25 protein-coding genes are annotated in these 23,970 nt (G+C 70.8%); 9 read left to right on the top strand and 16 right to left on the bottom strand.

Annotated features, from left to right (window positions below; translation table 11 throughout):
* Positions 1-15: 15 nt before the first annotated feature.
* Entirely contained in the window at positions 16-2,055 is a 2,040-nt protein-coding gene (locus HCN51_RS61715) for a cellulose binding domain-containing protein (protein ID WP_168017265.1), read from the bottom strand.
* Between the two features lie 203 nt (positions 2,056-2,258).
* Between HCN51_RS61715 and HCN51_RS39940 the strand changes: the two genes are divergently transcribed.
* The gene (locus HCN51_RS39940) at positions 2,259-3,128 is read left to right on the top strand and encodes a fructosamine kinase family protein (RefSeq protein WP_206068433.1); all 870 of its coding nucleotides are present in this window, start codon (positions 2,259-2,261) and stop codon (positions 3,126-3,128) included.
* On the opposite strand, the gene HCN51_RS39945 is transcribed toward HCN51_RS39940, so the two are convergent.
* Together HCN51_RS39945 and HCN51_RS39950 are read right to left on the bottom strand one after the other, a co-directional pair.
* Positions 3,129-3,911, bottom strand: a complete 783-nt coding sequence (locus HCN51_RS39945; RefSeq protein WP_168017266.1) for a hypothetical protein — start codon at positions 3,909-3,911, stop codon at positions 3,129-3,131. It lies immediately after the preceding gene.
* A gap of 177 nt (positions 3,912-4,088) precedes the next feature.
* Complete coding sequence (locus HCN51_RS39950) at positions 4,089-4,577, bottom strand: hypothetical protein (RefSeq protein ID WP_240973750.1); 489 nt, start codon at positions 4,575-4,577, stop codon at positions 4,089-4,091.
* Between the two features lie 230 nt (positions 4,578-4,807).
* On the opposite strand from HCN51_RS39950, the gene HCN51_RS39955 reads away from it, so the two are divergent.
* Positions 4,808-5,620, top strand: a complete 813-nt coding sequence (locus tag HCN51_RS39955; protein WP_168017267.1) for a hypothetical protein — start codon at positions 4,808-4,810, stop codon at positions 5,618-5,620.
* Between the two features lie 56 nt (positions 5,621-5,676).
* On the opposite strand, the gene lpdA is transcribed toward HCN51_RS39955, so the two are convergent.
* Both lpdA and HCN51_RS39965 read right to left on the bottom strand, forming a co-directional pair.
* On the bottom strand, positions 5,677-7,056 hold the full coding sequence (gene lpdA, locus HCN51_RS39960; protein WP_080047436.1) for a dihydrolipoyl dehydrogenase: 1,380 nt from the start codon (positions 7,054-7,056) through the stop codon (positions 5,677-5,679).
* Between the two features lie 39 nt (positions 7,057-7,095).
* Positions 7,096-7,470 carry a tautomerase family protein gene (locus tag HCN51_RS39965; protein ID WP_168017268.1) on the bottom strand — a complete coding sequence of 125 codons (375 nt, stop codon included), beginning with the start codon at positions 7,468-7,470 and terminating at the stop codon, positions 7,096-7,098.
* A gap of 21 nt (positions 7,471-7,491) precedes the next feature.
* Here HCN51_RS39965 and HCN51_RS39970 point away from each other — a divergent pair, with 21 nt between their 5' ends.
* The 3 genes from HCN51_RS39970 to HCN51_RS39980 are packed head-to-tail and all read left to right on the top strand — an operon-like array spanning position 7,492 to position 9,774.
* Entirely contained in the window at positions 7,492-8,142 is a 651-nt protein-coding gene (locus HCN51_RS39970) for a response regulator (RefSeq protein WP_080044615.1), read from the top strand.
* 6 nt (positions 8,143-8,148) lie between these two features.
* Positions 8,149-9,201 (top strand): quinone-dependent dihydroorotate dehydrogenase, encoded by a 1,053-nt coding sequence (locus HCN51_RS39975; RefSeq protein ID WP_186404504.1) that lies wholly within the window; start codon positions 8,149-8,151, stop codon positions 9,199-9,201.
* 18 nt (positions 9,202-9,219) lie between these two features.
* Entirely contained in the window at positions 9,220-9,774 is a 555-nt protein-coding gene (locus tag HCN51_RS39980; protein WP_168017269.1) for a GNAT family N-acetyltransferase, read from the top strand.
* Between the two features lie 151 nt (positions 9,775-9,925).
* Here the strand turns inward: HCN51_RS39980 and HCN51_RS39985 are convergent, their stop codons facing one another.
* The 4 genes from HCN51_RS39985 to HCN51_RS40000 form a co-directional block, all read right to left on the bottom strand.
* Positions 9,926-11,518, bottom strand: coding sequence for a beta-N-acetylhexosaminidase (locus tag HCN51_RS39985; protein ID WP_168017270.1), 1,593 nt, complete (start codon positions 11,516-11,518; stop codon positions 9,926-9,928).
* Positions 11,515-12,348 carry an N-acetylmuramoyl-L-alanine amidase gene (locus HCN51_RS39990; RefSeq protein WP_168017271.1) on the bottom strand — a complete coding sequence of 278 codons (834 nt, stop codon included), beginning with the start codon at positions 12,346-12,348 and terminating at the stop codon, positions 11,515-11,517. The genes HCN51_RS39985 and HCN51_RS39990 overlap by 4 nt, the downstream gene beginning before the upstream one ends.
* Before the next feature lie 69 nt (positions 12,349-12,417).
* Positions 12,418-12,666 carry a hypothetical protein gene (locus HCN51_RS39995; RefSeq protein ID WP_080044620.1) on the bottom strand — a complete coding sequence of 83 codons (249 nt, stop codon included), beginning with the start codon at positions 12,664-12,666 and terminating at the stop codon, positions 12,418-12,420.
* A 121-nt stretch (positions 12,667-12,787) separates the two neighbouring features.
* A complete protein-coding gene (locus HCN51_RS40000) occupies positions 12,788-13,837 on the bottom strand; it encodes a LacI family DNA-binding transcriptional regulator (protein WP_080044621.1) in 1,050 nt (349 codons plus the stop codon).
* 221 nt (positions 13,838-14,058) lie between these two features.
* Between HCN51_RS40000 and HCN51_RS40005 the strand changes: the two genes are divergently transcribed.
* Entirely contained in the window at positions 14,059-14,655 is a 597-nt protein-coding gene (locus HCN51_RS40005; protein ID WP_230465745.1) for a TetR/AcrR family transcriptional regulator, read from the top strand.
* Positions 14,656-14,822: 167 nt separating this feature from the next.
* On the opposite strand, the gene bldC is transcribed toward HCN51_RS40005, so the two are convergent.
* Both bldC and HCN51_RS40015 read right to left on the bottom strand, forming a co-directional pair.
* Positions 14,823-15,026 carry a developmental transcriptional regulator BldC gene (gene bldC / locus HCN51_RS40010; RefSeq protein ID WP_013133571.1) on the bottom strand — a complete coding sequence of 68 codons (204 nt, stop codon included), beginning with the start codon at positions 15,024-15,026 and terminating at the stop codon, positions 14,823-14,825.
* A 322-nt stretch (positions 15,027-15,348) separates the two neighbouring features.
* Complete coding sequence (locus tag HCN51_RS40015; RefSeq protein WP_080044624.1) at positions 15,349-16,212, bottom strand: DUF8083 family protein; 864 nt, start codon at positions 16,210-16,212, stop codon at positions 15,349-15,351.
* A 107-nt stretch (positions 16,213-16,319) separates the two neighbouring features.
* Between HCN51_RS40015 and HCN51_RS62590 the strand changes: the two genes are divergently transcribed.
* Together HCN51_RS62590 and HCN51_RS40025 are read left to right on the top strand one after the other, a co-directional pair.
* Positions 16,320-17,399, top strand: coding sequence for a Glu/Leu/Phe/Val family dehydrogenase (locus HCN51_RS62590; protein WP_080044626.1), 1,080 nt, complete (start codon positions 16,320-16,322; stop codon positions 17,397-17,399).
* Between the two features lie 151 nt (positions 17,400-17,550).
* A complete protein-coding gene (locus HCN51_RS40025; RefSeq protein WP_080047438.1) occupies positions 17,551-17,781 on the top strand; it encodes a DUF3073 domain-containing protein in 231 nt (76 codons plus the stop codon).
* A gap of 215 nt (positions 17,782-17,996) precedes the next feature.
* Here the strand turns inward: HCN51_RS40025 and purM are convergent, their stop codons facing one another.
* The 4 genes from purM to HCN51_RS40045 all read right to left on the bottom strand — a co-directional run bounded on the left by purM (position 17,997) and on the right by HCN51_RS40045 (position 21,743).
* On the bottom strand, positions 17,997-19,022 hold the full coding sequence (gene purM, locus HCN51_RS40030) for a phosphoribosylformylglycinamidine cyclo-ligase (RefSeq protein ID WP_168017272.1): 1,026 nt from the start codon (positions 19,020-19,022) through the stop codon (positions 17,997-17,999).
* Positions 19,019-20,455 carry an amidophosphoribosyltransferase gene (purF, locus tag HCN51_RS40035; RefSeq protein WP_080044628.1) on the bottom strand — a complete coding sequence of 479 codons (1,437 nt, stop codon included), beginning with the start codon at positions 20,453-20,455 and terminating at the stop codon, positions 19,019-19,021. Before purF ends, purM begins: the two co-directional genes overlap by 4 nt.
* A 50-nt stretch (positions 20,456-20,505) precedes the next feature.
* Positions 20,506-21,249: an SDR family NAD(P)-dependent oxidoreductase gene (locus HCN51_RS40040; protein WP_168017273.1), complete on the bottom strand. Its 744-nt coding sequence runs from the start codon at positions 21,247-21,249 to the stop codon at positions 20,506-20,508.
* 86 nt (positions 21,250-21,335) lie between these two features.
* Entirely contained in the window at positions 21,336-21,743 is a 408-nt protein-coding gene (locus tag HCN51_RS40045) for a MarR family winged helix-turn-helix transcriptional regulator (RefSeq protein WP_168017274.1), read from the bottom strand.
* Between the two features lie 141 nt (positions 21,744-21,884).
* Here HCN51_RS40045 and HCN51_RS40050 point away from each other — a divergent pair, with 141 nt between their 5' ends.
* Positions 21,885-23,465 carry a DUF4190 domain-containing protein gene (locus HCN51_RS40050; protein WP_168017275.1) on the top strand — a complete coding sequence of 527 codons (1,581 nt, stop codon included), beginning with the start codon at positions 21,885-21,887 and terminating at the stop codon, positions 23,463-23,465.
* Here HCN51_RS40050 and HCN51_RS40055 read toward each other — a convergent pair.
* A complete protein-coding gene (locus HCN51_RS40055) occupies positions 23,462-23,899 on the bottom strand; it encodes a sterol carrier family protein (protein ID WP_418113503.1) in 438 nt (145 codons plus the stop codon). The genes HCN51_RS40050 and HCN51_RS40055 overlap by 4 nt on opposite strands.
* Positions 23,900-23,970 lie beyond the last annotated feature (71 nt).

Below are 23,970 nucleotides of genomic sequence, written 5' to 3' on the forward strand. Positions count from 1 at the left end.
TCCGGAAAGCGCAGGTCACTCGGTCGTGCAGACCGTGCCGTTCAGGGTGAACACGGATGGGAGGACGTTCGGGCCGCTGTAGTTGCCGACGTACCCGATCGTGGTGGTGGCGTCCGTGGCCAGGGACGGGTTCGCGGGCTCGTTGGCGGCCTTGACGTCCGAGCCGGTCTGCGTCCAGACGGCGCTCCAGCCGCTGCCCAGGCTCTGCCACGTGCGGGGCCAGGTGAAGGCGAGGGTCCAGCCGTTGAGGGGGGCGCCGTGGTTGGTGATGTCGATGGAGGCGACGTAGCCGCTGGCCCAGTCGGTCTGGATGGTCAGCTTGACCGAGCAGGAGCTGGTGGCGGGGGTGCCGGTGGTGAAGGTGAGCGGGGGTGAGGGGTCGGAGGTGGCGCCGCCGGTGTCGCGGGCGATCACGTTGACGGTGTAGCGGGTGCCGGGCTTGAGGTTGTGGACCGTGAGGGTGGTGGTGGAGGTCTCGCCGAGTTGCTCGGTGATGGCGCCGTTCTGGCGGTGGACCTCGTACTTGGCAATGGGGCGGGTGCCGGGCTTGGCGGCGGGCCAGGTGATGGTGGCGGTCCGGTCCGTGACGGCGCTGACCGTGGGCTGGCCGGGGGTGCCGGGGCGGCCGGCCTGCACGGAGGACGGCTTGAGGACGACGGTGGTCAGCGAGAGGGGCGGCAGGGTCTGGGTGGTGGCGGTGCCGGACGTCGTGGTGGTGATGGCGGTGGCGCCGTTCGTGTGGGACAGGACGGTGGGCGCGCCGGCGGCGGGAGTGAAGCCGGAGTAGGCGAGCTGGACCGGGTACGACGTGTCGGACGAGGTGTTGATCATCAGGACGGCCAGGTCGCCGTTCGGGCGGCGGGCCGCGTGCGCGGTGACCTTGGGCTGGTCCGTGGCGGCGCGGATGAAGCGGTCACCCGGCCGGGCGAACTTGCTGACCATCTGCAACGCGTAGTAGGGGGCGAACGGGGTGTTCAGCGCGGGCTCGCAGACGGTGCCGTCGGAGGTGCAGCTGCCGCTCGACAGCAGGCCGAAGTCGCCGTAGTCGGTGTGTCCCTCGACCTCGGTGACGGTGCCGATGCCGTTGTGGACGTTCCACCAGTCCACCGTGAAGACGCCGTTGGCCAGCAGGGACGCGTACGCGTCGGCGGCGGCCAGGGCGCCCGGCTGGGTGGTGGAACCGTTACTGCTGGAGCCGGTGTTGAACTCGGTCATCGCGATGCCGATCCGCTCCGAGCCGGGCCCGGCGTACTTGGCGATCTGGTCGCGGGTGAGCTGGATCATGTCCGGCACGTGGCCGTTCCGGTCGAGGGCGCCGGGGTACCAGTGCAGGATGACGAAGTCGATCTTCGGCCCGGCGGCGGACAGGACGACCTTGTTCCACGAGCCGCTGTCGCCCTCGGCCGTGATGGCGTCGGGCCAGTTCGCGGGCGTGGTCAGCACGGCGCCGATCTTGATGGTGGGGTCGACGGCCTTCATCGCGTCGGCGTAGGCGACGACGTGGCGGGCGTACTCGTTCGGGCTCTTGTCGGCGTGGTCGTCCGCCTCCCAGGCCGAGCCGTAGTGGCCGTTGCCGTAGTTCTCGTTGCCGATCTCCCAGTACTTGACGCCGTACTTCTTGACGATGTTGGCCTCGCGCACCCAGCCGGCCGCCTCCTCGGCGGTGCCGGTGCCGTAGTTGGCGGTCACCATCGGCTGCGCGCCGGTGCGGCGCACCCCGCGCATGAACGTGTCGAAGTCGGTGTTCGGGGCGACATAACCGCCGGGGGCGGTGTGGGTGGCCCAGTGGTAGATGTCGGAGTACGAGCCGCCGGGGTAGCGCAGCAGCTTCATGCCCGCGTCCTTGAGCAGGTCGGCGGTCTGGTCCGTGCCCAGGTTGGTGTCCCAGATGGCATGGTTGGTGCCGAGGCCCGTCTCCGGGACGGTGGCGAGTGCGGCGCGGGCGTTCACCGTCACCTTGACGGCGGTGCTCTCGTCGGCGTAGGCGGCAGGAGCGGTCAGAGCGGTCAGCGTCAGCAGGGCCGCCAGCGCGGCTCGCAGGGGAACTTTCGGCATCGGCGCACCTCGTGCTGGATTTGCGGGTATTCAGCTCGACATTTGCGGGTATTCAGCTCGACGCCTCCTCCTGACCAGGAAGCATCATGATCATGGGCGCGGGGCCGCGCGGGCGTCAATCGAGGCTGAAACTTTCACGCCGCGAGCGGGCGGGCGGCTGCTCGCGCAGTGACGGCACTGTGGAGGTGCCTGTGGAGGTGACGGTGGAGGTGCCTGTGGAGCTGCTGCTGGCACGGCTGCGCGCGGCCGGGTTCGAGGCGGAGTCGGTACGGGCGGCACCCGGCGGGGTGGTGGCGCTGGCGGGGATGGCCACGTTGCGCGACGGGTCGCGGGTGTTCGCCAAGACGTTACGTTCGGCGGGGTCCGATCTGTTCGAGATCGAGGCGGCCGGGCTGCGCGCGCTACGCGAGCTGGGCGGGGTCACCACCCCCGAGGTGCTGGCCGTGACGCCGGACCTGCTGGTGCTGGAGCCGCTGCCGCCCCGCCGCGAGGATGACGAGCGCTTCTGGGAGGAGCTGGCGCTCGCGCTCGCGGGCCTGCACGCCGCCACGGTCGGCGAGCGGTTCGGCTGGCACCGGGACGGCTGGCTGGGCCGCCTGCGCCAGGACAACACGTGGGACGACGACGGGCACGCCTGGTTCGCCCGTCGCCGCATCCTGCGCTGGCTCACGGAGCCGCTGGTGGCGGCGGCGCTGGACCGCGCGGACCGCGCGGCGCTCGAACGCCTCTGCGCGGCCCTGCCCGACCTGCTGCCGCCCGCGCCGCCGGTGCTCACGCACGGCGACCTGTGGCGCGAGAACATCCTGTGCGGCCCCACGGGCGCGCCCGCGCTGATCGACCCCGCCGTCTCCTACAGCTTCGCCGAGGCCGACCTGAGCATGTTGTGGTTCTCGCCGCGCCCGCCGGCCGCCCGCCGCTTCTTCGAGGTGTACGCGGCCACCGCGCCCCTGCCGTCCGGCTGGCAGGAGCGCATGCCGCTGTACCACCTGCGGGAGCTGCTGAGCAGCATCGCCCACGACGACAACGCCAGGGAGTGCGCCGAGGCCGTGCGGGAGATCGTCGCGCCTTTCTGATCAGTTGTACTTGTAGAGCCTGGTGGCCTTGCGCCGGCCGTGGTCGAACACCGAGGCCCGGTACATGCTGATGGACAGGTCGCCGTGCTCGGCCCTGCCGCAGGTGCCGACGCCGGCGAGCTGGTGGATCTCGTAGCGGGTGGTCGGGTCGCCGCCCACGAAGTACTCGGCGCGCGCCTGGTACTCGTCGGCGGCGGTGTCGCAGGCGTAGACGAACGTCTTGCGCTCGCCGAAGCACAGGGTCGCGGCGGCCTTCGTCGAGGTGCACGTCCTGGACTTGCCGCGGGCGCCGGCGGGGGTGGTGCGGGTGTCGCGCTTGACCGGATATTTTGCGACATTCTGGACGGTCTTCCAGCGGCCGTACTTGACCCGGTGGTTGCCCTGGTACAGCGCGGCGCGGAAGGTGACGACCTTGCCGATCTCGCGGTTGCCGCGCACGGCGCCCTTGCGGCCGAGGTTGTGGATGACGTACTTGGTGCCGAGGTAGCCGTTCAGGTAGTACTCGACCGCGGGATGGCGGTGGTCGTCGGCCGTGTCCTCGATCGTGATGCCGGGGCGGTCGCTCCCGTCGGGGCCCACGCACGCCTCGGCGCCCTTGAGTCGTACGCAGACGGGCTCCGCGGCTGTCTCCGTGGGGGTGCCGACGGGCTCCGTGGTGGCCGGGGCGATCGGGGCCGCCTGGATCGTGCGATGGGGCGGTGCGACCGCGGCCGCCGCCCCATCGGTGCTGAACGCGACGGCCATGATCACGGCCGCCGCGATGACTGCGCGACGTAATGCCACTCCAACCTCACCAGCCTCACCTGCTCGCTGAGCTTTGCCTGAGTGAGACGCGAAGAATGCAGTGAAAGTTCCGGAGTGTTCAGCAATCGTTCAGGAAACGCCCCGTGCGTACGTTCAGGCAACGCCCCGTGCGTAGGTTCAGGAAACGCCCCGTGCGAACGTTCAGGAAACGCTCGATCAGGACGCGAGCCGCTTCGGCGTCACGCTGGCCAGCAGCAGGAGCAGCGCGCTCTGGGCGAGCATGCCGGGCGCGAGCGGCGGCGCCCCGCCGACCGACTTGGTCAGCGCGTACCACCACTGGGTGAGCGGCGAGTACGAGTCCCACTGCGGGTCCATCGCACCCATCCCGTGGTTGACCGACACGTGCATGAAGACGCCGTACGCGGAGGCGAGCAGGACGACCGCCGCCAGCACGCGCGCGACGGTGAGCACCGGCCCCGAGTCGCGCAGGAGCAGCAGCACCAGCGCGACCACCTGCAGCGCCAGCGCCACCCAGGGGATGAGCTGCGCGGGGCTTTGCCAGTGGCGTTCGAAGGCGAGCTCCAGCGCGGCGCCCACGATGCCGATCGCGACCAGCGCCAGCAGGCCCAGGCGGAGCAGCGTGGCGCCCCGGGAGGCCGGCAGCCGCGAGTGCCGTGCGGTCGTCTGAGGGGGAGTTGAGGTCATGAGGGGGGACCACCGTCCGATGCGAGGGTCTCTTGCGGAGTCGACTCCAACGTCTCCAGGCATCCTCAGAGGAGTCTGGGCGAATTCTGAAGATCTGGTGAGAAGTCCGCGCCTCGGGCGCGAGGACGACTGCACGACATCTTCACGACATCCGCACACGGCTGTGGTGGAGCCGACCGGGCCGGACGGGGTGTGCTCGAAGGGAGAGCACACAGGGGGAGGTGCCGCCGGTGCAGAGCTGGATCGACCAGCCGATCATCGACCCCGCCGTTCCCGTGCGGGAGCGCCGCCTGCTCGCCGGGGCGCTGCCGCTCCTGCTCGGCCGGCCCGAGCCGGAGCCGCCGCGGTGGGTGCGGCGGCTGTTCGGCGTCGGCGGGCTGTGCGCGGCCGTGCCGGGGGCGGTGCTGGGCCTGACGGCGTTCCAGACCGGGCACGAGACCATGGGGCTGGCCGCCATGATGGCCTTCCTCACCGGCGTCCTGTTCGTCGGAATCGCCCGCCAGAATCCGGCCGATCGCCTGGCCCGCCGGCACGCCGGCCGCTTCGTCGTCCCGGCCGAGCTGGACGAACCCGCCCTCGACCTGCTGGCCAGGGCCAGGAGGGCGGTCCGCGACGTGACCGGCTCCCGCGTGCACCGCCTGGGGCTGCTCGACGCGATCGCCAACGACGTCGTGCTGCCCGAGCGCCTGTGGGAGATCGCCAGGATCGTCCGCGTCCATACGGACCTGCGGGCCGAGCAGGCCCTGGCGCTGGCCGAGGTGATCACCCCGGAGCTGACCGCCGTGCTCGAACCCCAGCGGGAGGCGCTGCGCCGATCGGTGGCGGCCGTCACGGAGCGGGTGTGGGAGCTGGAGGCGTACGCCTCCCGCGTCCGCGCGGCCGACTCCGCGTTACGGGCGAGCGAGCTGCAGCGCAGCAACGACAAGTATCTCGACCTGCTGGCCATGACGGGCGACACGGAAGGCGTGCGTGCCCTGTCCGCGCAGGTGGACGCCCTGGCCGGCACGCTTCGCGAGGCCGTGGCCGCCGGGCGGGAGCTCTGACCCCACTGTGATCGGCACGACCGCGGCGAGCCGTACCGATCAGCACCGAAGTCCGTTCACATGTTGATCATGTGCCCCGCGAGCCCGTGGATGGCCTCCTTGACGGCCTCGCCGAGCGTCGGGTGCGCGTGCACGTTGCGGGCCACCTCGTGCACCGTCAGGTCCCACTGCTGCGCCAGCGTCAGCTCCGGCAGCAGCTCGGTCACCTCGGGCCCGATCAGGTGCGCGCCGAGCAGCTCGCCGTGCGTGTTGTCGCTGATGATCTTCACGAACCCGGCCGAGTCGCCCAGGCCGTGCGCCTTGCCGTTGGCCGTGAACGGGAACTTCGCCACCTTCACGTCGTAGCCCAGGTCGCGGGCCTGCGCCTCGGTGTAGCCGAAGCTGGCCACCTGCGGCTGGCAGTAGGTCGCGCGCGGGATCATCACGAAGTCGAGCTCCATGGTCTCCGCGCCCGCGATCGTCTCGGCCGCGATGATGCCCATCGACTCGGCGGCGTGCGCCAGCATCAGCTTGGCCGTGACGTCGCCGATGGCGTAGATGTGCGGCACGTTCGTGCGCCCGCGCCCGTCGACCGCGATCGCGCCCCGCTCGGTCAGCGCCACGCCGGTCTTCTCCAGCCCGTAGCCGTCGACGCGCGGCTGGAACCCGATGGCCTGCAGCACCTTGTCGGCCTCCAGCACCTGCGTCTGGTCGCCGCGCGTGACGGTGACCTTGACGGAGGAGCCGGTGTCCTCGATGGCGTCGACCCGGGTCGAGGTCATGACCTCGATGCCGAGCCGCTTGTAACGCTTGGCCAGCTCGGCCGAGACCTCTTCGTCCTCCAGCGGCACCATCCGGTCGAGGAACTCGACGATGGTCACCTTGACGCCGTAGTTGTGCAGCACGTACGCGAACTCCACGCCGATGGCGCCGGCGCCCGCGATGACGATGCTGCCCGGCAGCTCCTCGGTGAGGATCTGCTCCTCGTACGTGACGACGCGCTCGGACAGCTGCGTGCCGGGGATCAGCCTGGTGGTCGCGCCGGCCGCGATGATGCAGTGGGAGAACGTGATCGTCTCGCCGTTGACCTGGAGCGTGTTCGCGTCGAGGAACGTGCCCCGCCCGTCGTACTCCGTGATGGCGTTCTTCTTCATCAGGTAGTGAACGCCCTTGACCCGCCCATCGGCCACCTTGCGGCTGCGCTGGAAGGCCGCGCCGTAGTCGAAGGTGACCTCGCCGCTGATGCCGAAGGTCTTGGCCTCGTTGTGGAAGATGTGAGCGAGCTCCGCGTTGCGCAGCAGCGCCTTGGACGGGATGCAGCCCACGTTCAGGCAGACGCCACCCCAGTACTTCTCCTCGACGACCGCGGTGCGCAGTCCGAGCTGGGCGGCGCGGACCGCGGCCGTATATCCTCCAGGACCCGCGCCGAGAACGACGACGTCATAGTGAGTGCTCATGAGTCGGACCATACCGCTCGCCCGACTCTGCCCCTGACCTCAGACCTCCACCTTGTACGACAGAGAGAGCTCATCTGCGGGAACACCGCGAATTCCCCAGTTCGGCTTGGGCATCTCGATGATCGTGATCTCCACGTCCTCGGGGTCGAATCCGGACTTCTCGTAGATCTCGCGGATCAGCGCCTTCTTGGCGTCGTCACTGCGGCCCGTGAAGCACACGACCTCGATGATGAGATAACGCTCACTACGCTGAGGGCAGACGAAGTCGTCCGCGTCGAGCAGCAGGAACCGGTGGAACCGCTTGTCCTCCGGGATCCCCCACGCGCTCACCAGGCACGACTGGAGAAGGTCGGAGACCTCCCGCTGCCGCCCCGCCCACACGTCCCTGCGCCCGTACACCTTCACCTGTGCCATGGTCAGCCAATATAGAGGACTGTGATCCGCATACTCCTGGCCGACGACGAGGCCATGATCAGAGCCGGGGTCCGGGCGATCCTGGAGTCCGACCCGGAGCTGGAGGTCGTGGCCGAGGCGGGCGACGGCAGGCAGGCGGTCGACCTGGCCATCAGCCACCACCCCGACGTCGCGCTCCTCGACATCCGCATGCCCCGCCTCGACGGGCTCGCCGCCGCCGCCGAGCTGCGCCGGGCCGCGCCCGGCACCGCCGTGGTGATGCTCACCACGTTCGGCGAGGACGACTACATCGCCAAGGCGCTCGACATCGGGGCCAGCGGGTTCCTGCTCAAGTCGGGCGACCCGCGCGAGCTCATCGCCGGCATCCACGCGGTCGCCGGCGGGGCCGCGTACCTGTCGCCGAAGGTCGCCCAGCGCGTCATCGCGCAGCTCTCCGGCGGCCGGATGGCCAGGGGAGCCGTCGCCCGCGACCGCATCTCCGGGCTCACCGAGCGCGAGCGCGAGGTGCTCGCCCTGCTCGGGGCCGGCATGTCGAACGCCGAGATCGCCCGCGAGCTGCACATCGTCGAAGGCACGGTGAAGGCGTACGTGAGCGCCATCCTCACCCGGCTCGACGTGCGCAACCGCGTCCAGGCCGCGATCATCGCCCACGAGGCCGGCTTGGTAGCCTGACCCGTGATGTATCGCCTCGTGTTCTCGCAGGTCTTGCGGCGTCTCGACGCCGAGGCCGTGCACCGATTCACCGTGAGCGCCCTCGCGCTCCTCGCCCGGCTGCCGCTGGTCAAGCGGCTGCTGCACCGGGCGCTCGCGCCGCACGACCCGGCCCTGCGCGTGACCGCGTTCGGCGTGCACTTCCCCGGGCCGCTCGGGCTGGCCGCCGGCTTCGACAAGGACGCCGCCTGCGCCGAGGCGCTGTCGGCGCTCGGCTTCGGCCACGTCGAGGTCGGCACCATCACCGCGCACGGCCAGCCCGGCAACCCGCGGCCCCGCCTGTTCCGGCTGGTCCGGCAGCACGCGGTGATCAACCGCATGGGTTTCAACAACGCCGGCGCCGTCGCCGCCGCCCGCAGGCTCCGCCGCACCCGTAGCGTTCCGGTCGTCATCGGCGTGAACATCGGCAAGACCAAGGTGGTGCCCGAGTCCGAGGCCACGGCCGACTACGTCGCCAGCGCCAAGGAGCTCGCCCCACTGGCCGACTACCTCGTCGTCAACGTCAGCTCGCCCAACACGCCCGGCCTGCGCAACCTCCAGGCCGTCTCGCTCCTGCGGCCCCTGCTCACGGCCGTGAAGGAGGTCGCCGACGCCACACCACGCCGCACGCCGCTGCTCGTCAAGATCGCACCCGACCTCGCGGACGAGGACGTCGACGCCGTCGCCGAGCTGGCCCTGGAGCTGGGCCTCGACGGCATCATCGCCACCAACACCACCATCAAGCACGACGGCGAGACCGGCGGCCTGTCCGGCCGGCCGCTCAAGGCCCGCTCCCTGGAGGTCCTGCGCCGCCTGCGCGCCAAGGTCGGCGACCGCATCACGCTCGTGTCCGCCGGCGGGGTCGAGGACGTTGACGACGTCTGGGAACGCCTCCTCGCCGGAGCCACCCTCGTCCAGGGCTACACGGGCTGGGTCTATGGCGGCCCCCTCTGGGCCGCGCACATTCACCGGCAGCTCCTGCGCCGAGTCCGCCGCCACGGCCTCAAGTCGGTGACGGAGGCCATCGGCCGCACCGCGTGAGCCCCTTATCGTGAGACGGTGATCGAACCGATTCCCCTTGCCGGCGACGTCGTCCTCCGCCTCGTGACCGAGCAGGACGCCGAAGCCCTGCTCGCCGCCTACGTCCGCAACCGCGACCACCTCCGGCGCTGGGAGCCGCGCAGGCCCGACGAGTTCTTCACCCTGGCCGGGCAGGCCGAGCGCCTCAAGAGCCTGCTCGAACTGCAGGCCAGGGGGCAGGCCGCGGCCTGGGTCCTGGCCGACGGAGACCTCGTCGTGGGCCGCATGACGCTCAGCAACATCGTCCGCGGCCCGTGGCTCAACGCCGACCTCGGCTACTGGATCGACGCCGGCTACGTCGGCCGCGGCCTGGCCACCACCGCCGTCCGTGAGGTGTGCCGCATCGCCGACCAGGAGCTCGGCTTGCACCGGCTCGCGGCCAGCACGCTGCTGGACAACGAGGCGTCGCAGAGCGTGCTGCGCAAGTGCGGCTTCGAGCAGTTCGGCGAGGCACCCCGCTACCTGGAGATCGACGGCCGCTGGCAGGACCACCGCCTCTTCCAGCTCATCCTCAACGACCGTCCCGCCTTCTGACCCCCGGACGGCCGGCCGTCGCCCTCTGAGGCGAGCCGGCCTCTCCCCAAGCGAGCTGCCCCCTCCGAAGGAGGGCAGCAAGCCTTCCCCTTTCCCCCGAAAGGACAGCAACCGAAGTACGGCGGGCGGCGGCACGCCCAGTGGCCAGGGGCTAGATGCTCGGCCGGGTCGACTCGGCGTGGTGGGTCATGGCGTCGATCCGGGCCATCACCTCGGTCACCCGCACCCCGGCCGGCCGGTGGGGCCGCCGCCGCTGCCAGGGCCGGGGCCCGTCGAGCGGCCGGTACTCGACCCCGAGCGCGTCCAGCCGCCCCAGGTGCTCGCCCAGCCGCCCGGGGAAGTCGTCGGAGGCGGAGCCGGCCCACGCGACCTCGGCCAGCGCGCAGGCGCGCGGCCACAGCCGGTAGTCGACGGTGCGGGCGTCGGGCACGCGCTCGGTCCACAGCTGCGCCTGCACCCCCAGGACATGCCCGCGCTCCTCCTCCGTCCACTCGGCGGGCGCCGGCGAGAAGGCCGCCACGTCGGAGAGGGTGATGGCGTCGCCGATGGCCATGGGCTCGTCGGGCGAGGAGGCTTCGGCGTAGTCGAAGTACAGCGGGAAGACGGGCGTGGCCACCACGTCGTGCCCGGCGGCGGCGGCCCGGCGGCCGACGTTCATGCCGCGCCACGGCATGACGACGGTGTCCTGGCGCAGCCCGCCGCTGACGAACGCCTCGTCCCACACGACGGCCCGCGCGCCGCGCTCGGCGAGCGCGTCCGCGAGCCGCCGCAGGAACCACGCCTGGAGGTCGTTGGCGGTGGCCAGCCCGAGCGACTCGCGGTAGGCGGCGATCTCGGCGGAGGCCGCCCAGTGGTCGAGGACGACCTCGTCGCCGCCGATGTGCACGTACGGGGTCTCGCCCAGCGCGCCCAGCAGCTCGTCGAAGATCGTGGTCAGGAACTCCACGGTGGGCGGCAGCGGCGACAGGATGGCGGGGGAGATGCCCCAGCGGTCGAGAACGTCGTGCCGCTCCCCGGTGGCCCCGAACTCGGGGTAGGCGGCGAGGATCGCCGAGGCGTGCCCGGGCACGTCGATCTCGGGCACGATGGTGACGCAGCGGGAGCGCGCGTAGGCGCCCATCTCGGCCAGGTCGTCGAGGGTGTAGTAGCCGCCGTGCGGCACGTCGTCGTAGGTCTCGGGCTCGCGGTAGTAGTTGGTGGCGGTGCGCGGCCGGTGCGAGGCGACCTCGTGCAGCAGCGGGTACGCCCGGCTCTCGACCCGCCACCCCTGGTCGTCCACGAGGTGCAGGTGCAGCCGGTTGAGCTTGTGCACGGCCATGAGGTCGATCAGCCGCAGGATCTCCCGCTTGGGAAAGAAGTGCCTGGCCACGTCGAGGTGCAGCCCCCGCCAGGCGTAACGGGGCGCGTCCTCCACGCGTACCCCTGGAACGGGCCAGGACCCGCCGGAGGAGAACCGGTAGGAGGCGGCGGGCAGGAGCTGGCGCAGGGACTGCGCCGCGTAGAAGGCGCCCGCCCGGCCGCCCGCCGCGATCTCCACGCCCCGGGAGCCGACCGTGAGCCGGTAGGCCTCCTCGCCCAGCGACGGGTCCCGCCGGACGTCGATCTCGCCGGAGTCGCCGGGCAGCGGGTCGAGCCCGGCCAGCGCCGTACGCACGGCGTCGACCAGGTCGCCGGACACGGTCACGCCCGAGGTCAGCACGTAGGAGGCGGAGAGGTCACGCAGGAGCGAGGGGCGAGGAATCATGCTTCGAGATAGTGCTGCAATCCGTTCGCGAGCGCCAGGGCGATCTTCTGCCGGAACTTCGGGTCCTGGAACTTGGCCGCTTCGGTGGCGTTGCGCATGTTCCCGCACTCGACGAAGATCTTCGGCACCGTGGAGAGGTTGAGCCCGCCGAGGTCGCTGCGGTAGTTGAGGGCGTTCTTGCCGATGTAGGTGGAGTAGGGCAGCCCGGTGCCCTTGTGGAAGGCGTCGCGGACGGCGATGCCGAGCTTGCTGGAGGCGCCGACGACCTTGTCCACGGGCCCGTTGATCTTCTTGGGCATGATGACGTGGAAGCCGTGGCCGGACGGGGCGGCGCCGTCGGCGTGCACGGAGATCGCGGCGTCGGCCTTGGCCTTGTTGCCGATGGCGGCCCGCTCGGTGATGCAGGGGCCGACCCCGTTGTTGCTGGTGCGGGTCAGCTTGACCGTGGCGCCCCGGCCTTCGAGGATCTTGGTCATCCGCCGGGAGACGTCCCACGTGAAGGCGGCTTCGCTGTAGCCGCTGTTGGTGGAGGTGCCGGTGGTGTCGCACGCCTTCCACTGGGTCAGGACGTTGACCTTGCGGTTGATCTCGGCGGGGTGGCGGTAGTTGGCGCCGTTGTGGCCGGGGTCGATGACGATGACCTTGCCGTCGAGCGGCTTGGCGTCGGGTGGTGACTGCTTGGCGGATGAAGAGGAGGAGGGGGGTGAAGCCTGGGCCGCGGTGGTCGCGGGGGCGGCCTGACCTGCCGCGGCGCCACCGGATCCGGTGCCGCCACACGCGGAGGCGATCAGGCCGCAAACGGCGAGGACTGTGGCTGGTAGAGCACGCATGCCGTCCAACTTACGGCAGAGCGGGAGCTTGAGTCCGTCTCATACCAAGCGTGGCGAGTGACCAGTTGCTTACCAGACGCGCTCGCCGACCTCCTGACGTTCGAGCAGGGCGGCCAGCTCCCGCGCGTCCTCGGCGTCGAGCCCGAGGACGACGCGGGGGCGGCCCCACGGGTGGTCGAGCGAGTGGGCGACGTAGCTGGCGACCGATTCGGCGCCGCCGTCGGTGCTGCGCCCCCTGCCCGCCCGCCAGTGCCCCCAGGCGCGTTCGAGCTCGGCCGCCGCGCGCTGGGCGCAGGACACCAGTTCCGGATCACGCATGACTGTTCCCCCGGATCAGACCGTGGCCGGATCCGAATCCGGCCACTCTTAGCATGACCCTGCCGAGTAAACCGCCGTGTGGCCGCGCCTCCACACGGCTTGACCCAGCTTTGGGGCTTCCTTAGGCAGGTCCCGTGCTCCGTCGCACGATCAGCTCAGGGCGGACCTCGCGCAGGCGCGCGGCCTTCGCGGGGTCCCCGATCCGGTCGCTCAGCAGCGCCGCCGCCGACCTGCCCATGGAGCGGCGGGCCTGGTCGACCGAGGTCAGCGAGATGTGGTGGGAGGCCGACAGGTGCGTGTTGTCGTAGCCGACCACCGAAAGGTCTTCGGGCACGCGCAGGCCCAGCTCGCTCGCGGCGGAGAGCACCCCGAGCGCCACCACGTCGTTGGCGGCGAAGATCGCCGTGGGCCTGGGGTCGCGGGTCAGCAGCGCCGTCGCCGCCTCCCTGCCGCCCTCCTCGGTCGAGTCGGCGGCCTCGACCATGATGTACGGCGCCAGCGAGTGCCTGCGCATCGCCACGAGATACCCCTCGCAGCGCGACGATCGCCGGCCCTCGATGTGCGCGATCCGCTTGTGGCCGTGCTCGACCAGGTGGTCGATGGCCAGCCGGGCGCCGAGCTGGTCGTCGTCGACCACGATGTCGACGCCGTCGAGCTCGATGTCACGTTCCCCTACGACGACCGTGGGCGTGTACGCGGTGGCCTCGATCAGCGTCTCGCTGGTCGGCGGGATGCCGAGCAGGACCAGCCCGTCGACCCTGAGCTCCAGGAAGGCCTCGACGGCCTCGTCCTCGAACGCGGGGTCCCACTGGCTGTTCCCGATCAGCATGCGCAGCCCGTCGCCGTGCAGGCTCTCCTGCAAACCGTCGAGGAACTCCGCGTAGAACGGATTGTGCAGGTCGGCGACGAGCGCCCCGACCAGATGGGTACGGCCTTCGACGAGGCTGCGCGCCACCGCGTTCGGCCGGTAGCCGAGCTCGCGGGCGGCCTGCAGCACGGCCTGGCGCCGGTGCTCGCTCACGTGCGGGGATCCGCGCAGCACGAGGGAGACCAGCGATTTCGACACGCCGGCTCGTTCGGCGACGTTACGGATGGTGGGTCTGGGCCGAGGCAGTGCGTCTACCTCTCTTAGCTCAGTGATGGTTGAAGTGTTGACGGGCGGTCCTGACATGTGTCTCCCCCGCGATGCGGATATGGGCACCTGTCTGACCAAACGATCGAGTTAGCCGCAGGGTACGGCCTCCGTTACGGATTGGCTCAATCTGGCTGTCCAAAGCTGGATATTGACCGGAAGCTTCCACGTCAGCTATTGGGTACGGCGTCGGATACCGTACAGATGTGACACCCGGGAAGTCAGCCGAGACGGCACGGCCGGCTCGGCGCAGGCTCAGCGTGGACCGGCGTCGGGAAGAGCTCATGGCGGCGGCGCTGGAGCTGTTCAGCACCCGCGACGCGGAAGACGTCTCGATCGACGACGTGGCTTCGGCGGCGGGGGCCTCGCGGGCCCTGGTCTACCACTACTTCGGCGGCAAGCAGGAGCTCTACGTGGCCGCGCTGAGAAGCGCGGCGGAGCAGCTGGAGTCCCGGCTGCGGCCTCAGGGGGGCGGCCGGCCGCTCGACGAGCTGGCCTCGGGGCTTTCGCGCTACTTCGACTTCGTGGAGGAGCACGCGGCCGGTTTCGCCGCGCTGCTGCGGGGCGGGCCAGCCAACAGGACCGGCGAGGTCGGCGAGATCGTCGACGGCGTGCGCCGGAGGTTGTTCCGGCTCATCCAGAAGCAGATGGGCGTCGAGGAGCCGAGCCCGGTGCTGCGCACGACGCTGCGGTCGTGGATCGCCTCCGTGGAGACGGCCGGTCTCGACTGGCTGGAGCATCGCGACCTTGAGCGCCCGATGCTGGAGAACATGCTGGTGCAGCACATGGTGGCGCTGCTCGGCGTCGCCGCCGCCCATGACGGGGAGGTCGCCGGGCTGCTGGAGCGGCTGGCGTAGGGGAGCCGCCGCCCGAAGCCGGGGGAGGCAGGGAAGCTGGGGGAGGCAGGGAAGAGTGGCGCCGGCGCGGGCGACGCCAACTTCCCCATCGTCACAGCGGTGGACCCGGCCAAGTGGCGGCCTGGTCCACCCCCTTAAACCCCCCTGAGGTCCGTGAGGACCCTCGGCTACTCGGAGCGCTGCTGCGGAATCCCCGCGAGCAGTGCGCGAACCTCGGTCTCCCGGTAACGCCGATGACCGCCGAGGGTACGAATCGACGTCAACTTGCCCGCCTTGGCCCACCGCGTAACGGTCTTGGGGTCGACCCTGAACATGGTCGCGACCTCAGCGGGCGTGAGCAGTGGCTCGGCCTCGGGTGTACGAGCTGACATTTGTGCGGCCTCTCCTCCGTGTGGACCGGCGTAGCGATCCTGTGACTGCCTTTGCGCGTGTCACGGATGTCCCCCTATAGCCCAGAGCGTGCGGCTTTTCTGAGCCATATGCGGCATCACCCGATGTGACCATACCGCCACGCAGAGCGATTGGCGAGCCCTTCTTTGACCCAACTGCCCGCCCCCGTGGCCATGTCACGCTCGGTGATTCTAGCGACACGGTTCGTGGTATCGCAGTGAAAACGGCAAACTACTCAGTTCGCAGAAGAGAGCAGCCGCGAGACGTGACCTACTCATGCAGGTCAGACGGCCGTATTGGGGCTCAGTTGGCAGATTCCAGCAGTTGCATTGACTTCCACCGCAGGATGACCCTCTGGTACATGGCGTAGGCAAGTTCTTCTTGACCCGTGTCCAGGCCCGTCAGGGCCGCCGAGAGCTCCGCCACGGACTGGTCGGCCTGCAACGCGTCGTCGTCCATCAGGTGGACGAGCCCGCCGTAGTCGAGCTCCACCAGGGAGTGCGGGTGGAACTCCTCCAGCCACCTCGCGACGTCCTCCACGTCGAAGTTCGCGGCGACGTCGCCCAGATGCCGGCGCAGCACGCTCAGCGCCCGCGCCGTGCGCCTCCTGGCCTGGGCCATGGAGGTGACGTAGATCAGGTTACGCCCGGTAGTGGTGGTCACGTCCTGTCCCGGGTTGGCGGAGCCGAGCACCAGCCAGCGCTCGTTCCCATCAAACGGCACGAACCACGATGGCGGCACATGCCACGCCGTGGTGCGGATATGCGTGCGCAACGCCGCCGAACCGGCCTGCCGCTTGTAGCGGTCGAAGTCGTCGGCCGTCTGCTCGGCGATCGCCTTGGGCACGAGATGGTCCATCAGTTTCACCGGAGTGGTGCCACGGAGCCGTGAGAACGCCAGCCACGAGCGCAAACGGGTTTGCCAGGGGCAGACATAGAGCCGGTCCTCAACGCGCCGCAGATAGGCGTTGGGGCTCTCCTGGGCGGGAACGGGTTGAGGGGGCATGCCGAGCAGGCGCATGACGGACTCGCCGTGCTCCGCATTGAGCGCGTTCGCACGACGAGGGCGGTCACGTGAGTCGGCATAGTCGGCCCACACCTTGCGCTCGGACTCGGCGAACGCGGTCAGTGGCTCATAGACACGGAGGTAGGCGGCATAGGGCAGCACGGAGGCATCGTGTCACGAAGCGAACCTGCGTGCACCGTCGAGGCTTACTACTCTGTGAGGTGATCTCCGCCGCGACGGTGCGGCGGACCGGACAGGGAGTCACTACCGTGACCGACGTCTTCGGAGCGTCTCACAAAGACGTTCACGAGCAGGTCGTCTTCTGCGCCGACGAGCAGAGCGGCCTGCGTGCCATCATCGCCATCCACAACACGGCGCTGGGCCCGGCCCTGGGTGGCACGAGGTTCTATCCCTACGAGAGCGAGTCCGCGGCCCTGGCCGACGTGCTCAACCTGGCCAAGGGCATGGCGTACAAGAACGCGCTGGCCGGCCTCGACCTGGGCGGGGGCAAGGCCGTGATCATCGGCGACCCGGCCCGCGACAAGAGCGAGGCGCTGCTGCGCGCCTACGGCAGGTTCGTCGAGTCGCTCGGCGGGCGCTACATCACCGCCTGCGACGTCGGCACCTACAGCGAGGACATGGACGTCGTCGCCCGCGAGTCGCGCTTCGTCACCGGCCGCACGACGGCGAACGGCGGGGCCGGAGACTCCTCCATCCTGACGGCGTTCGGCGTGTTCCAGGGCATGCGGGCCTCGGCCGAGCGCGTCTACGGCACGCCGTCCCTGCACGGCAGGCGGGTCGGCGTCGAGGGGGTCGGCAAGGTGGGGCACCGCCTGGTCGAGCTCCTGCGCGAGGACGGCGCCGAGGTGGTGATCTGCGACGTCGACCCCAAGGCGGTCGAGCGGGTGCGCCTGCGCCATCCCGAGGTGGACGTGGTGGCCGACGCGCGCACGCTGATGGCCTCCGACCTCGACGTCTTCGCCCCGTGCGCCCTGGGCGGCGCGCTCGACGACGAGACGGTGACTACGCTGCGCGCGAAAATCGTCTGCGGCGCGGCCAACAACCAGCTCGCCCACCCCGGCGTGGAGAAGCAACTCGCCGAGCGCGGCATCCTGTACGCGCCCGACTACGTCGTCAATTCCGGCGGTGTGATCCAGGTCGCCGACGAGATCGGCGGCTTCGACATGGAACGAGCCAGGTCGAAGGCTGCCCAGATCTACGACACGACTCTGAAGATCTTCGCGATCGCGGCCGACGAGGGCGTTCCACCCGCGGTCGCAGCAGATAGGCTGGCGGAGCGCAGAATGTCGGAAGTCGGGCGTATTCGGGCCATTTGGCTAGGGCACTGACGCCCCGCGCCCATACGGCGTACCGAGCTGGGCACAAAACAGGTACGGTAATAGGCGAACGATAGGCTGACGCCCGTAGTCAGGCGGCGTCAGTGTGTGGTGCGTTAGCGACGAGGGGTCGGGGACGACCCCACACGAGGGGGTCGAGCCAATGGGGCGCGGCCGAGCAAAGGCCAAGCAGGTCAAGGTTGCTCGCCAGCTGAAGTACAACAGCGGTGGCACGGATCTTGACCGTCTTCGCGACGAACTCGGGGTCGGAGACTCCAGCCGCAATGACGACGCCGACGACCTCAACGATGAGCTGGCGGATCGCTATGCCGATTACGCCGATGACTATGGCGCCGGAGACGACGACGATGGCCGTACGTCCGGCCGCCGTTAGCCGTTCTCCTGAGTGATGTGGCCGAGGGGCCCGGCGGCGCGCACGCCGGGAGCCTCGCTCACGCTCGTCGGGCCCCACGGGCAACCGTGGGGCTTTCGTCACGTGTGTCGGAAAGTTAGCGGTGGACGCATCACGATCACCTCTGTGATGCGTCCACTTCCGCATGCCCGGGCACGGGTGCGGGCCAGGCGTCGCCTGCGCCTGGCCCGTGGTCGTCAGCGGTAGCGGGCCTGGCCGGTGCCCGGCACGATCTCGCCCATCACCCAGGCGTCCAGGCCGCGACCGGCCAGGAGCCTGATGGCCGCGTCGGCCGCGTCGGCGGGCAGCACGGCCGCCATGCCGACGCCGAGGTTGAACGTGCGGTCCATGTCGCGCTGCGCGATCTTCCCGTAGGCCGACAGCACGCCGAAGATCGCCGGAGGCGTCCAGGACGAGCGGTCGAGCAGCGCGTCCAGGCCCGGCGGCAGCGAGCGCGCGAGGTTGCTCTCGATCCCGCCGCCGGTGATGTGCGCGTAGGCGTGCACCTCGACCGCCCTGGCCAGCTCCAGGCAGTGCAGCGAGTAGATGCGCGTCGGCTCCAGCAGCTCCTCGCCCAGCGGCCGGCCCAGCTCGGGCAGCACCGTGTCGAGCGACAGGTCGTTCTCCCGCAGCACGTGCCGCACCAGCGAGTAGCCGTTGGAGTGCACCCCCGAGGAGGCCATTCCCAGCACCACGTCGCCGGCGGCCACCCGGTCCGGCCCCAGCATGGCGGACGCCTCCACCACGCCCGTGCCGGCCCCGGCCAGGTCGTACTCGTCGGGGCCCATCGCGCCGGGGTGCTCGGCCGTCTCGCCGCCCACCAGCGCCGCCCCGGCCAGGCGGCAGCCCTCCGCCACGCCGCCGACGATCTCGGCGATGCGCTCGGGCACCACCTTGCCGCAGGCGACGTAGTCGGTCATGAACAGCGGCTCGGCCCCGCAGACCACCAGGTCGTCGAGGACCATGCCGACCAGGTCGATGCCGATCGTGTCGTGCTTGCCGTACTGCTGGGCGATCATGACCTTGGTGCCCACGCCGTCGGTGGAGGTGGCCAGCAGCGGGCGCCGGTACTTCAGCAGGGCCGAGGCGTCGAACAGGCCGGCGAAGCCGCTGGCGTCGTCGACCACCTCGGGCCGCCGCGAGCGCGCCACCTTGTCCTTCATCAGCTCGACGGCACGCTCACCCGCCTCGATGTCCACACCTGCGGCCTCGTAAGTGCTCACGCTTTGCTCTCCAACACGAACTTGCCCACGTTGTCCTGGTCGATCGGGATCGGGTACTCGCCCGTGAAGCAGGCGCGGCAGAGCCGGTCGGACGGGATAGTGGTGGCCTCGGTCAGGCCCTCCAAAGAGATGTAGCCGAGCGAGTCGGCCCCCAGCGAGGCGCGGATCTCCTCCACCGACAGCGAGCCCGCAATCAGCTCCGCCCTGGTGGCGAAGTCGATGCCGTAGAAGCACGGCCACTTCACCGGCGGCGAGGAGATGCGGACGTGCACCTCGCGCGCCCCCGCCTCGCGCAGCATCTTCACGATCGCCCGCTGCGTGTTGCCGCGCACGATCGAGTCGTCCACGACCACCAGGCGCTTGCCCTCCACGACCTCGCGCAGCGGGTTGAGCTTGAGCCTGATGCCGAGCTGCCGGATGGTCTGCGAGGGCTGGATGAACGTGCGGCCCACGTAGGAGTTCTTCACCAGGCCCTGGCCGTACGGGATGCCGCTCTCCTGGGCGTAACCCACGGCGGCCGGCGTGCCCGACTCGGGCGTGGGGATGACCAGGTCGGCCTCCACCGGGTGCTCGCGGGCCAGCACCCGGCCCACCTCGACCCGGGTGACCTGGACGCCGCGCCCGGCGATGGTGGTGTCGGGGCGGGCGAGGTAGACGTACTCGAACAGGCAGCCCTTCGGCTCCGCCAGCGCGAAGCGGCGGGACCTGACGCCCTGCTCGTCGATCGTGAGCAGCTCGCCCGGCTCGACCTCGCGCACGAACGTGGCGCCCACGATGTCGAGGGCCGCCGTCTCGGAGGCCACCACCCAGCCGCGCTCCAGCCTGCCCAGCACCAGCGGGCGGATGCCCTGCGGGTCGCGGGCCGCGTAGAGCGTCTTCTCGTTCATGAAGACCAGCGTGTACGCGCCCTTGACCTGCGGCAGCAGCTCCGCCGCCGCGTCCTCGACCGAGCGGCTGCGATCCTGCGCGAGCAGCGTGGTCAGGACCTCGGTGTCGGTGGTGGCGCGGATGGACCCCGGAGCCAGGCGCTGGGCCAGCTCCGGGGTGTTGATGAGGTTGCCGTTGTGGGCCAGCGCCAGGCCGCCCACCTCGGTGGAGCTCAGCGTGGGCTGCGCGTTCTCCCACACGCTGGACCCGGTCGTGGAGTAGCGGCAGTGACCGATCGCCAGGTGGCCGCGCAAGGTGCTGAGCACCGACTCGTCGAAGACCTGGGCGACCAGGCCCATGTCCTTGTAGACGAGAATGCGGCTGCCTTCGCTGACCGCGATGCCCGCGGACTCCTGGCCGCGGTGCTGCAACGCGTACAGCCCGTAGTAGGTGAGTTTGGAAACTTCCTCGCCCGGAGCCCAGACGCCGAAGACACCGCAGGCGTCTTTAGGTGCGCGGTCGTGGGGGTCCAGGTCATGGCCGAGCCGGCCGTCGCCCTTCAGCACATGCCTCAGTTTAGGTTGGCCGCTTCCGTGCTCGCACACCCGGGTGGAAATCAGAGGGCGTGGGCTGACCTGCCCGCATTCGAACCGTCGCGGATGATCTCTCCCGTCACGTTGTGGTTGGCCGCCGAGCCCAGGAAGACGATCAGCGCGGCCATGTCGTCGGCGGTGGAGAGCCGGCGTGACGGCGTGCGGGCCGCGAGCCGGTCGAGCACCTCCTGCGGGAACGCGCGGACGCCGGTGACCGTGAGGCCCGCGACGGCCACGTTCACGAGGATGCCGTCCTTGCCCGCCTCCCAGGCCAGGGCCCTGGCCATGCCGTGCAGGGCCATCTTCGCGGTGCCGTACGGGCCGGGGCCCGGCACGCCCTCCTCGGCGATGCCGGAGGAGACGAGCACGATGCGGCCCCACTGCCTGCGCCGCATCTCCGGCAGCACCGCCTGGATGAGCAGGGCGTTGCCGGCCACGTTGGCGTGCAGGGCCGCGGACCACTCGGCGGCCGGCACGTCCTCGAACGCCATGCTGCCCGGCTGGACCGTGCCCCAGCGGACGGCGTTCGCGACGAGGGCGTCCACCGGGCCGGCCTGCGCCACGGCGGGCGCGATCGTGCTGTGGTCCTCCAGGTCGAGATGGACGGCCGCGCCGCGGACGCCCTCCTTCTCGACGCGCTCGACGATCTCGGCGGCGCGGTCGGCGCCCTGGTTGTAGGTGATCGTGACGTCCGCGCCCGTTCTGGCGTAGGCGAGGGCGGTGGCGGCGCCGATGCCGGACGAGCCGCCGGTGACGAGTACATGCATGAAGGGCTCCCTAGAATTAGCCGACTAATTAGCCAGCTAACTGGGAGAGGCGCTTGTCTGGCAAGGGTGTTTCGCCGCCAGTGAACTCAGCTCTGCTCGACTCGGAGGAGCTTGGTCAGCAGCTCGCGCTCCTCCTGCGTGAAACCGCGCTGGAGGTCCGCGTCGAGCTCGCGCCAGATCGCCTCCACCGGCTCGCGCAGCGCCTTGCCCGCGTCGGTCAGGTACACGCGGCCGATCCGCGGGCGGTCGGGGTCGGGGGCGCGGTAGACGAAGCCCACGCGCTCCAGACGCTGCAGGGTCTTCGTGACCGTCGGCGGCTCGACGCCCAGCCGGGCGATCAGCTCGCCCTGCGTGAGGCCGTCCTCGCGCCACAGCTGGTTGAGCAGCAGCTCCTGGCCCACGTGCAGGCCCAGCGGGACCAGCGCGGCGGCGAGCTGGTTGCGGTGAGCCTTCATGAGCTTGATGAGCGCGTACGTCAGGGTCTCGTCCAGCATGCACTCATCTTGCCTCCCGCCTGGTGCTTTGGCGCATGGTGACCCAAGGATGAGCGGCCTCTTACCGTGTCGCGTGGTTTAGCCGACGGCTTCCGCGAAAGGGTGAAGTATCCGGCATGCAGACCCTCGGGAGACGCAGACGTGACCACACCTGAGGACCCGAACGAGCCCCGCGAGAACCCGAACGAGCCTCGCGAAGGACGGCGCCCGGGCGAGGACCGCCCCCAGGATGGCCGCTCCTCAGAGGACCGCCCCGAGGAGGGCCGCTCCTCAGAGGACCGCCCCCAGGTGGGCCGGCCTGAGAGCGCGCCGCCGCAGCACGAGCCCGAGTGGTGGAGCGAAGGCACGATGCCGGAGGACGAGCGGCCGCCCGCGCTCCGGCCCTACGAGCCCTATGCGGGCGGGCCGACGGGCGGGGACGAGACGCCGGAGGAGTGGTCCTCCGGCGGCCCTCCGGGCGCCGGCCCCACGGGCGGCGCCGCCGTACCGGAGCCTCAGCCCACGCCCCCACCTGGGCCTACGCCTGCGCCTCAGCCTGCGCCCGAGCCTCCGCGTGAGCCGGGGGATGAGCCGATCGCGCCCGTTCCGCCGGTGGTGCCGCGGCCCGACGTGCCGCCGACGCACGAGCCCAGGCCGGCCGGCGAGCCGTCCCATCCCGACCTGCCGACCTCGCCGGAGACGCCGCAGCCCACCGGAGGCGACGCCGAGGCGACCCAGGTGTACCCGATCCCCGGCGCCACCCCGTCCTATCCGGGCTGGGGCGGGCAGCCGCAGGAGGAGCCGCCCGCCAGGCAGGCGCCCTCCCGCTACGAGCAGAGCGACCAGCCGGAGCAGCCGCACTTCGCGCCGCCCGGGGCGGGCACGCCGGCGGGGGAGAGCACCCCGTCCAGGCAGCAGCCGCCCTCGACCGGGGAGAGCACCCCGTCCTGGCAGCAGCCGCCCTCGACCGGGGAGGGCGCCTCCTCCGGGGAGAGCGCCACGCCCTGGCAGTCGCCCTCGACCGGGGAAGGTGCCTCGTTCGCGCAGGGCGGGGCGTCCGGTGGGAGCGCGGGCGGGTCGTCCGAGGAGGGGGTGGCGCCCTGGGAGAGCACGCCGCCCGGAGGGACGCGGGTCCCCGGAGGGGGCGCGGTGCCGCAGGGCGGTCAGGCGGGCGCGTCCGGGGGTGGACCCGCGGAAGGACAGGAGCAGGATCCGTCCGTGCCGGGCACGACGCCCTCCAGCCCGTACGGCGGCCCGCCCGGCTATCCGCCGCCCCCGCCCCCGGGAGCCCCGTACGGCGCCCCGCCCGGCCAGTACGGCCAGCCCGGCCGGCCAGGAGAGCAGGGCGGCGCGTACGGCCAGCCCCAGTACGGCGGCCAGTACGGCGGAGAGTACGGCGGCCAGTACGGGCAGTACGGTCAGTACGAGCAGGCGAGGCCGGGCAGCGGCCTGGCCACGGCCTCGCTGGTGCTGGGCGTGGCCAGCCCTTTCCTGGTGTTCGTCTGCTTCACGGGCCTGATCACCGCGATCCTGTCGATCGTGTTCGGCTGGGTGGCGCTGGTGAAGCGGGCGGGCAAGGGCCGCGCCATCGCCGGCATCGTGATCAGTGTCCTGTCGCTGATCCTGTTCGCGATCGTGGCGATCTGGTTCTGGAACGTGGTGCAGGAGTGCGCGCACCTGCCGGGCCAGCTGGCGGACCGCTGCTTCGAGAGCAAGTTCCCCTGGATGAGCGGCACCCGCTAAAGCGGCAAATATCCGGACAAGTCGGCTCGGGCGCCACTCGCTGACACGGCCCCTTTGGCCATGGCCTCGTCCCAGGTCAGCCGCCCGAGCGCGAGCTCGATCCACGTCCGCCCGTCCATCTCGACCACGTTCGGCGGCGTGCCGCGCGTGTGCCGCGGCCCCTCGATGGCCTGCACGGCCGCGTACGGTGGCACCCGCACCTCGACGGTGCGCCCGGGCGCCGCGCTCGCCAGCTTGTCCAGCAGGTGACGGACGGCCATCCGCCCGGCGTCGCGCTCGGGCTGGAGCCCGCGCTCGTAGGCGGCCAGCACGGCGGCCACGAGCGCGTCGGGCAGCGCGGCGGCGGGCCCGTCGTAGGCGGGCTCGTCGAGCGCGACGAGCTGCCCGTCGAGGGCCGCTCTCAGCTTCTCCTGATCCATTTTGCGTGGTGGCACCCGGCCATTGTCTCGCGGGAAGCGTTCATCAAGACGGAGGTCGTCGTTCACCTGCGGTTTCGACGGCGACC

Source organism: Nonomuraea composti (genome assembly GCF_012034275.1).
Taxonomy (GTDB): domain Bacteria; phylum Actinomycetota; class Actinomycetes; order Streptosporangiales; family Streptosporangiaceae; genus Nonomuraea; species Nonomuraea composti.

Excerpts from the sequence above, each read along its gene's own strand:
- HCN51_RS61715 (WP_168017265.1), bottom strand. The coding sequence starts at position 2,055 with ATGCCGAAAGTTCCCCTGCGAGCCGCGCTGGCGGCCCTGCTGACGCTG.
- HCN51_RS39950 (WP_240973750.1), bottom strand. The coding sequence starts at position 4,577 with ATGACCTCAACTCCCCCTCAGACGACCGCACGGCACTCGCGGCTGCCG.
- lpdA (WP_080047436.1), bottom strand. The coding sequence starts at position 7,056 with ATGAGCACTCACTATGACGTCGTCGTTCTCGGCGCGGGTCCTGGAGGA.
- HCN51_RS39965 (WP_168017268.1), bottom strand. The coding sequence starts at position 7,470 with ATGGCACAGGTGAAGGTGTACGGGCGCAGGGACGTGTGGGCGGGGCGG.
- HCN51_RS39975 (WP_186404504.1), top strand. The coding sequence starts at position 8,149 with ATGTATCGCCTCGTGTTCTCGCAGGTCTTGCGGCGTCTCGACGCCGAG.
- HCN51_RS39985 (WP_168017270.1), bottom strand. The coding sequence starts at position 11,518 with ATGATTCCTCGCCCCTCGCTCCTGCGTGACCTCTCCGCCTCCTACGTG.
- HCN51_RS39990 (WP_168017271.1), bottom strand. The coding sequence starts at position 12,348 with ATGCGTGCTCTACCAGCCACAGTCCTCGCCGTTTGCGGCCTGATCGCC.
- HCN51_RS39995 (WP_080044620.1), bottom strand. The coding sequence starts at position 12,666 with ATGCGTGATCCGGAACTGGTGTCCTGCGCCCAGCGCGCGGCGGCCGAG.
- HCN51_RS40000 (WP_080044621.1), bottom strand. The coding sequence starts at position 13,837 with ATGTCAGGACCGCCCGTCAACACTTCAACCATCACTGAGCTAAGAGAG.
- bldC (WP_013133571.1), bottom strand. The coding sequence starts at position 15,026 with ATGTCAGCTCGTACACCCGAGGCCGAGCCACTGCTCACGCCCGCTGAG.
- HCN51_RS40025 (WP_080047438.1), top strand. The coding sequence starts at position 17,551 with ATGGGGCGCGGCCGAGCAAAGGCCAAGCAGGTCAAGGTTGCTCGCCAG.
- HCN51_RS40040 (WP_168017273.1), bottom strand. The coding sequence starts at position 21,249 with ATGCATGTACTCGTCACCGGCGGCTCGTCCGGCATCGGCGCCGCCACC.
- HCN51_RS40045 (WP_168017274.1), bottom strand. The coding sequence starts at position 21,743 with ATGCTGGACGAGACCCTGACGTACGCGCTCATCAAGCTCATGAAGGCT.